Origin of the sequence: Prosthecobacter sp., assembly GCF_044373815.1 — a bacterium.
Lineage (GTDB): Bacteria > Verrucomicrobiota > Verrucomicrobiia > Verrucomicrobiales > Verrucomicrobiaceae > Prosthecobacter.
Genome location: NZ_JBIPNG010000398.1, coordinates 1 through 6222, shown reverse-complemented (window position 1 = coordinate 6222; position 6222 = coordinate 1). Strand labels below are relative to the sequence as shown.

Annotated in this window: 7 protein-coding genes; 3 read left to right on the top strand and 4 right to left on the bottom strand. The window is 57.4% G+C overall.

The genetic code is table 11. From position 1 onward, the window contains the following. Nucleotides 1-1316 (top strand): PKD domain-containing protein (locus ACIREA_RS24260; protein ID WP_397384919.1); only part of this gene is annotated, 1316 nt, incomplete at its 5' end. 165 nt (nt 1317-1481) lie between these two features. Further along, nucleotides 1482-1982, top strand: coding sequence for a hypothetical protein (locus ACIREA_RS24255; protein WP_397384918.1), 501 nt, complete (start codon nt 1482-1484; stop codon nt 1980-1982). Between the two features lie 172 nt (nt 1983-2154). Here the strand turns inward: ACIREA_RS24255 and ACIREA_RS24250 are convergent, their stop codons facing one another. Next, the gene (locus tag ACIREA_RS24250) at nt 2155-2283 is read right to left on the bottom strand and encodes a hypothetical protein (protein WP_397384917.1); all 129 of its coding nucleotides are present in this window, start codon (nt 2281-2283) and stop codon (nt 2155-2157) included. Between the two features lie 58 nt (nt 2284-2341). Continuing rightward, a complete protein-coding gene (locus ACIREA_RS24245; RefSeq protein ID WP_397384916.1) occupies nt 2342-2659 on the bottom strand; it encodes a CsbD family protein in 318 nt (105 codons plus the stop codon). A 291-nt stretch (nt 2660-2950) separates the two neighbouring features. Here ACIREA_RS24245 and ACIREA_RS24240 point away from each other — a divergent pair, with 291 nt between their 5' ends. Further along, complete coding sequence (locus ACIREA_RS24240; protein WP_397384915.1) at nt 2951-3115, top strand: hypothetical protein; 165 nt, start codon at nt 2951-2953, stop codon at nt 3113-3115. 318 nt (nt 3116-3433) lie between these two features. Here ACIREA_RS24240 and ACIREA_RS24235 read toward each other — a convergent pair whose 3' ends face one another. Together ACIREA_RS24235 and ACIREA_RS24230 are read right to left on the bottom strand one after the other, a co-directional pair. Continuing rightward, nucleotides 3434-4066, bottom strand: a complete 633-nt coding sequence (locus ACIREA_RS24235; RefSeq protein WP_397384914.1) for a DUF892 family protein — start codon at nt 4064-4066, stop codon at nt 3434-3436. Between the two features lie 330 nt (nt 4067-4396). Further along, nucleotides 4397-5755, bottom strand: a complete 1359-nt coding sequence (locus ACIREA_RS24230; RefSeq protein WP_397384913.1) for a cytochrome B6 — start codon at nt 5753-5755, stop codon at nt 4397-4399. Between the last annotated feature and the right edge of the window lie 467 nt (nt 5756-6222).

Below are 6222 nucleotides of genomic sequence, written 5' to 3'. Positions count from 1 at the left end.
TCAAGCTTCTGGAGCTCAATGAAAAGGTCGACTCCATGTCCCATGCCGTGCGCGAAGCCAAGGTGAAGGTGGATGTGAACGGCGCGCAGGCCTGGCTCACCAGTGCGAATTACCAGCTGCCGCAGAATCTTGGCGGCGTGCAGATCGACTGCCCGATTACTCGTGGCTACAATGCCAACAGCCAGGAGGATTCCTGGGGCCTTGAGAAAGACGCGCGGCTGCGCCTCTGGTCTGCCGGCTCGCCTTGGATCGAGCCGGGCACCTTTGTCTATCCGCTGAAGCAGCGCTGGTTCGCGACGATGACGCAGTTTTCAAACGAGCCAACGTATGTGGATGGCGGCGACAAGCCCGAGCGCAAAAAAATCTACTACCACAACGATCTCGATTTCGGCGGCTGTGAGGGATTGGTCGAGGTGGTGGCGGCCACGGACGGCCTCGTCGTGAGCGTGTCGGAAAAGACGCTGCCCGGCTACTCCCTCACGCCTGTGCGCCCTCGCTACGACGTCGTCTATCTTCTCGACGAGCGCGGCTGGTACTACCGCTACAGCCATCTGCACACGATTGATCCGGATATCCGCATGGGCTCACGCGTAAAGATGGGGCAGCGCATCGGCGTCCTTGGCAAGGAAGGCGCCAGCGGCGGGTGGTCCCACCTTCACTTTGGCATCAAGAGCCGGCAGCCTTCCGGCAAGTGGGGCACCCAGGAGGCCTATGCCTTTGCATGGGAGTCCTATGTCCATGAGCAGAAGCCTGCCGTCATCGCAGTGGCGCGGCCGCATCACTTCATCCGCGCAGGGGAAACTGTCACGCTCGATGCCTCGAAGTCCTGGGCGGCGGCGGGAAAAATCACGAGCTACGAATGGACGCTCACGGACGGCAGCAAGCAGAAAGGGGCCAGACTGGAGCGCACCTACACCCGGCCCGGCAGCTACAGCGAGATCCTGAAAGCCATCGATGAAGCCGGTCACACGAGCTACGATTTTGCAATCGTGCAGGTCATCGACCCCGATGAGAAGAACCTCCCGCCAGCGATCCACCCGAGCTATTCACCCACGTCAAATCTCAAACCCGGGGACAGCATCACTTTCAAAGTGCGCACCTTTCGCGATGAAGGCGGCGAGACGTGGGATTTTGGTGACGGAACTCCCGCAGTGAAGGTGAAATCCGACGGCAACGCGAAGGCGCTGGCGAAGGACGGCTACGCGACCACGCAGCACAGCTTCGCCAAACCCGGTGACTACATCGTCAGCGTGGAGCACGTGAACAAACGTGACGAGCGCGCCATTGCCCATCTGTGGGTGCACGTGGCCGAGTAGTTCATCACTGAGATATTATCATCCGGCTCCGTCTTCAAACAAACAGCCCACACGCCATATCCAAACCAAGGGCATGCACAACGTCGTTCATCGAACAAGCCACGTTCGGAATTGAGCAATAGAGGCACTAGACGCAGTTGGCTGCGACCGGGTAGCATTTGACACATGAGCAGTTTTCGACTCCGCCCCCGTTTTTCACACATGATCGACTTGGATGTGGAGGCTGCAGTTGAGTTGATCACCCATTACGCACGCGAACATGCCGACCGCTGCGAGGTCAAAAGCTTTCCGGGCTTTGTAAGCCTGCATGTGGTGGAAAAGGACACTCAATACTGGTCGCCACGCCTCAGTCTGAGCCTGGAGCCCGAAGACGAAGGGAAAACACGTGTGATAGGAACCTACGGCCCAAACACCAACGTGTGGGCGGCCTTTCTCTACGGCTACATGCTGGTTGGCTCGGTCGGGCTGTTTTCAGGAATATTGGGAGCCTGTCAGTTCTGGCTTGGCATGCAGGCATGGGGGCTGTGGATTGCCACCCTCATGGTGCTGATCGCGGTGGGGATGTACCTCACGGCACAGTTCGGCCAGAAGATCGGGGCACAGCAAACTTTCCTGCTGCACCAGATTTATGAGTCTGCAGTCGGGCAGAGCGTGGAGATCGGGTGATGCAGTTTCTGCACGGGTGGTTTGGATCCTTGCTTCAATGCGGTTCTCTGCTGTGCATGGTTAAAGAAGCGATTTCGCCCTGATGTCTTTTGCCTCTGAATATTTAAATAAAAGCCCCGCCAAAAAGGCGGGGCTTCTTTGGGTGCTAAATCTTTCTGCCTAATGACGGACGTTAGTTTCCGCCGCGCAGCAAATAGAAGATGAGGAGCACGGGCAGGGGGATGCCGAGAAGCCAGAGAAGGGCATAGCCGATCTTGCCCTGTTCCATGCGCTGCCATTGCTTGATAAGTGTGTTTTTCATATTGGTGACGGTTAAGGATTTGTTGTGTGTTGAATCGCACCAGCCATGTCTCGTGGTGCTAGAGCTCGTTTAAAATGCGCTCGACTTCTTCGCGGGATTTTCCCAGCCGCTGCTGCAGACGGCCGTAGAGTTCGTCTTCCTTCCCTTTTTCGTACATCACGTCGTCATCGGTCAATTGACCAAACTTCTGCTTCAGCTTGCCTTTCGCCTCGTTCCAGTTGCCTTTGATCTTGAGCTGGGCTGGAGAGTCAGTGGCTGCCTCGTGGATTTTTTCCCGGGTTTCTTCGCTGACTTTGGTGGATGAATGCTTTTCACAGGCCGCAATGCAGAGCGCCAGACAGGGCAGGATGAGCATGGTTTTGAGGTTGGTTTTCATAGTGTGGGTTGTGGTAGAGGTGAACTTTGGAGGACGGTGTTCATTTTTGTCTGCTGTCCGGCCAGTGTTTGGATGGCCTGAAGGACACCGGTTTAGATTGATTGGGCCTTTGCCCTAACATCGCGTCTCGCCGCAGTGCCGGTTGCATGGATGAGGCCGTTGCTGCCGGTGCTGGAAAAGTGGGCTCTTCCTGCCTGTCTGCGCTTCAGGGACAGGTTGTCTGCTGATTGGCAGCTAAGGTCAGTGCGGAAATCCATTGCGATACATCCGCCCAAAGCCCCGGTCCCATCCTTGAAATCACTGACGGATGTGGTCGCCGGTGCCCTGCACCCGGATGACTCTGTGCAGACGGCTGGCATCCGCATGGGCGATCATGACACCAGCAAGTGGCCGGTCTCGCAGGACCGCAAGCTGGTGGGCATGATCAACAAAAAAATCCCGAGTGGGAAATGGTAGGCCACGGTCACGATCCCAAAGCTTGGCAAGTGGGCCAGATCATGAGCGATGACGTGGTCTTCTGCTACGAGGAGGAAGAATGCGCGATCGCCCAATGACTGATGGAGGAGCATGACCTGAGCTATCTGGCCATGGTGGACCGGGAGATGCACATTCACCTCTTGGCACGGTCAAGACGCGCATGGAGCTCGGCTTGAAAAAGCTGCGCCAGACCTTCCGCACCCGCAGCTCCATTCACAGCCTGCAGGCCGCTTAAACACTTCAATTCCTCCATCCCAGCGATGATCTGGGATGGAGGAATGGTTTCGACTCGCTGAGCTAATTCTGCATGTCGGCAAAGCTTGACCGTGGCAGCGGCCCGCCGAACAGCGACGCATTCTGCGCCAGTTGGACAAACTCCCACTGCACCCTGTCTTCGGTGTCGACACTTAGGGTCGCTGCGAATTCATGTTCCGTTTCAGTCTCTTTCTCCTGGGAGAGATAAGCTGCGAAGATGTGCGGCATGTTCTGCTGCAGCCAGCTCACCATTCGATTTTCCTCCGACAAAATTTGGTCGCAGATACGGACGATCTCCAGCAGGCCAAGCTGCGACGCTCGCGTGCGCAGGATCGTATGGCAGGCAATCTCAAAGTGCTCGGTGACCAGGACCGTGAGGACGTCCTTGATGCGCTCATCCCGGGCAAAGGCTGCGCCTGCGCTTCTCATGAAATCCATCCCCATGCCCTGGGCCTGCACGGTTTTCAGCGAGGAAGTATCGGACCCCAGCTGCTTCAAGAAGCTGGCGATCGCTTCAGCATGCCGCCGGGTCTCGGTGCAGTGCAGCGCTGCTTGCTTGCGCAATGCCGGGTAATGTAGCGGGTGATCGGTCAGTTTGTTCAGGGCTGTTTCCATGGCTTTGTCCATGGCATAGATGTCGCGGAGCCAGTCAATGAGTTCGGCTTGGGTGTTCATGAGAGCGGGGTGGGGTTTGCCATGCACCGCGTTTGGATCACGGTTTCCACGTTGCACGTTTTTTCGCATCTTAACTGGCCATCGCGCTTCAGGCGCAGTGATGGCCGTTGCATCAGGTAAAAACTGACACGCGCTGCCGGCGCGCTGGAAACGGCGGGTGCTTGGATGTTCAATGGGAGCTTCAAAAAGTGCGCATGAGACCAAGGGTGGATACAGATGGGACATGTCCCCCGAGGTCACGTTAGTTTCCTCACATCGCAGTTGCCAGAACTTCCGGATGCCCGGATTTTTGGATCCATCGCCCCCTCTCTTTCACTGCGAGATGCGGAGTTAAAGCGTCAGCAAAAAGGCCACGAGGTCTTTTTTCTCCTCTTCATTGAGATGGCTTTCCAGCACCAGATTGAAGAACTCGACGGTGTCTGCGAGTGTGAGCAGGCGGTCGTCATGTAAATACGGGGGTGAGTCTTTGATGCTGCGTAGCGGGAAGGTCTTGATGGGGCCGTCGGCGCTCGCTTTGCGGCCATTGATCATCTTCTCCTTGAAGAAGCGTTCCACCTGCAGGTTGTGCATGCTGTTGTCGGTGTAGTAGGGCGCTGGGTGGCACACGGCACACTGGGCCTTGCCAAAGAAAAGCGCCTGCCCGCGCAGTTCAGCCTCGCTGGCCCTGGCGGGGTGCAGCTTGCCGAACACGTCAAGCTTGGGTGCGGGCGGGAAATCCAGCAGTGCCTGAAACTCGGCCATGAAGTGGACCTGGCTGCCACGTTCGAGAACATTCACACCTTTCCGTGCGGCGTCTGCCGGGATGCCGTCGAAGTAGGCCGCACGCTGCTCGAACTCGGTGAAGTCTTCCACCGTTTTGAGCGCACGCTGGGAGCCGAAGAGCCTCTGGATGTTGAGTCCGCGCAAGGAGGGCGTGTCAATGCGGTGACGGTGCTCGTTCGGACGGATGTCACCCACCGTATGAGTCGCTGCGTTGGTGTGACCATTGGCATGGCAGTCGAAGCAGGCCACGCCGAGGCTCGGATGCAGGCTGCGGCGGTCTTCGGTGCTGTTGAACTGCTGCTGCGGGAAGGGGGTGACGAGCAGCCGCAGTCCCTCCAGTTGCTTGGGATTGAGGATGTCTTTGAAGAGGCCGTAAAAATTGGTCTGCGTCACCAGTTTCCCCTGGGATACATCTCCAAGGTCGGGCCGCGTGGTGAGATAGATGGGCGCGGGAAATTCAGGCAGCAAATGCTGGGGCAGATCATAGTCGAGGTCGAAGCGCGACAGATCGCGAGCCGTCTGCTTTTGGGTTTCTTCAATGAGTGGCTTTGGAAACACCATTCCGCCTGCTTCGTGATGAGGGTGCGGCAGCGGGTAAAATCCTTCCGGCCAGAGATTCTTGCTCTGGATGATTTCAGGTGACATCGCAGCCAGCTTGTCCCACGTCGTTCCCTCTGGCAGCTTCACTCGCACGCCGGCCTGCACCGGTTTGCCGCGTGCCATCGTCACCTCCTTGGCGGGGCGGTCAGCGAGGTCGTAGCGTTCGTTCAGCAGCTTTTGCTGTCGCTCGGCAAACGAGGCCTTTTCCTGCTGTAGTCGTTTGACGAGAGAGTCGAAGTCTTCTTCAGCAGCGGCCAGCAGGCTGCCGGCAAGCAGTGCGGCGGCGCAAGCCGGCACAAAACGAGGAATACAAAATGGATGGTTCATGGCAGTGGGTGGGGAGTGGGGTTGGCCTTGTCAGAAAATGAATCGCAACTGACCTCCGGCTTGGTCGTCCAGTCTTCAGGCCCGGTGCTCTGCCTGCTGTAGAAGGCGTTTTCTGAAGCAACCGTCCGGTTGGAGCGAAGGATGCGATTGCATGGGAAATCGCTGCTCCCCATGAAATCACTGCCGACGGTGCACTTTACGAGATACTCCATCGCCCCGGCTTTCGCTTTCTGAACTCCTGCGATACATCAGTGAGGCGTGAAAAGCAGCTCGACCAGCGATGGACTGAGCAACCGAAATGCCTTTGGTCCTGACCGACTCTTCTGTTGGTCAGGCCTCTTTTTTTTTGGCGGGAACACATGTGCTTCGTACCTGAATGATGCATCAGGGCAGATTCCCCGGTGAAACGGGTTTTCCGGGCCCTTCTTTGAGGAGGTTATGGCGGCATGTGAGCAACTCCGCGTAAG